Annotated in this window: 1 protein-coding gene; it reads left to right on the top strand. The window is 38.6% G+C overall.

What is annotated here, in order from left to right; genetic code table 11:
• Positions 1-436 precede the first annotated feature (436 nt).
• Positions 437-1,360 (top strand): flagellin, encoded by a 924-nt coding sequence (locus MXE38_RS12265; RefSeq protein WP_246915494.1) that lies wholly within the window; start codon positions 437-439, stop codon positions 1,358-1,360.
• The last annotated feature ends 159 nt before the right edge of the window (positions 1,361-1,519 follow it).

The following is a 1,519-nucleotide window of genomic DNA, read 5'->3' as shown; positions in this document are numbered from 1 at the left end:
GCAGCTTACTTATATAAAACGCTAGCTATAAGCTGTTTTTCCCCCTAAATTTACATTTAGGAACCAGATATACCTGGATATTGGTTACATATTTTAGGGGATAATAGGCTTAAAAAAATAGTACCGCCATACTTTACAATTACAATCAAAATACCCTTAAGCATCCATTGCTTAAGCAAGAGTCATTACAGCATAAGGCTATTATTCTTGCATATCTATTATCTAAGCTAAAATTGCTTAAACACCGTCTTTTATACTAAATCACAAAAAACTGTAAAAGAACATTTTCCCTAGTCGTTGATATTATTGTAAACACCAACAAACACATGCCGTTTTGGTCAATTCCAGCATCCATTTAGCTGTGATGACACACTATCTACTTTTTTCTTTATCATGTGTTTTAGCTTTTTAATAGAATTTTATAGAGGTACTCATCATGGCAGTTTACGTAAATACTAACGTATCTTCATTAAATGGTCGTCGCTACTTAAATAATGTACAAAATCAGCTGACTACCACCTACCAGCGTCTTTCCTCAGGAATGCGCATTAATTCAGCAAAAGATGACGCTGCAGGCTTACAAATTGCCGACCGTTTAACCACTCAAATTAATGGATTAAATCAGGGTAATCGTAACTCTAACGATGCTATTGCTTTAGCTCAGACCATGGAAGGCGCTCTCGATGAGACCACTTCTATGCTCCAAAAGATCCGTACTTTAGCGGTTCAAGCAGCAAACGGTACCAATACCGATGCCGATCGTACTGCATTACAACAAGAAGTAACCAGCTTATCAACTGAAATTAATCGTATCGCTGAGCAAACAAAGTTTGGCGGTCAGCAAATCTTAGCTAGTGCTGGTAAAGGATTCATCGCAACTGATAAGACCATCACTTTCCAAGTAGGTGCAAACAAGGGTGATGAAATTATCTTTACAGCCCTCTCATCAGGTTTCACTATTAGTGGTATTGCAAGTGCCTCAGGAAAGCTAGCACTAGCAGGTGATGCTAAAAATGCTAAAGATACAGGTCTTGTTAAGATTGGTAATGGTACTGCTCGTTGGAGCGTATCCTCTGCTGAGGCTGCTAAAAAGACCTTAGAAAACATTGATAAGTTCATTGCTACTGTAGACAGCAAGCGTGCAGATTTGGGCGCTTTCCAGAACAGACTCGAGTCCTCAATCCGCAACCAGTCTAATGTTTCAGCCAATCAGGCTGATGCACGTAGCCGTATTCGTGATGCTGATTTTGCCGAAGAGTCTGCTGCTTTAAGCCAGCAATCCATTATCCAGCAAGCTGCAACTTCTATGTTAATGCAGGCTAACAGCCGTCCACAATTAGCCCTCTCTATGCTTGGCTAATTAATAGGATAGTGTTTAGCTATTAACCTTATGGAACTGTAACAAATTAAATTGATCTTTTAAAACCCCTAATTCTATAGTTCCACTGAGGAAACTCACCAATAGGTTCAATATCAATATTACTCATTTGTTCATCAGTAATTTTAATGCCTGTATTGT

Origin of the sequence: Anaerobiospirillum sp. NML120448, from assembly GCF_023050945.1 — a bacterium.
GTDB lineage: Bacteria > Pseudomonadota > Gammaproteobacteria > Enterobacterales > Succinivibrionaceae > Anaerobiospirillum.
Note: the sequence above shows the minus strand (reverse complement) of the source record. Positions and strands in the feature narration are given on the sequence as shown.

What these genes read in the sequence shown, in the direction of transcription:
- MXE38_RS12265 (WP_246915494.1), top strand. Translation starts at nt 437, where the DNA reads ATGGCAGTTTACGTAAATACTAACGTATCTTCATTAAATGGTCGTCGC.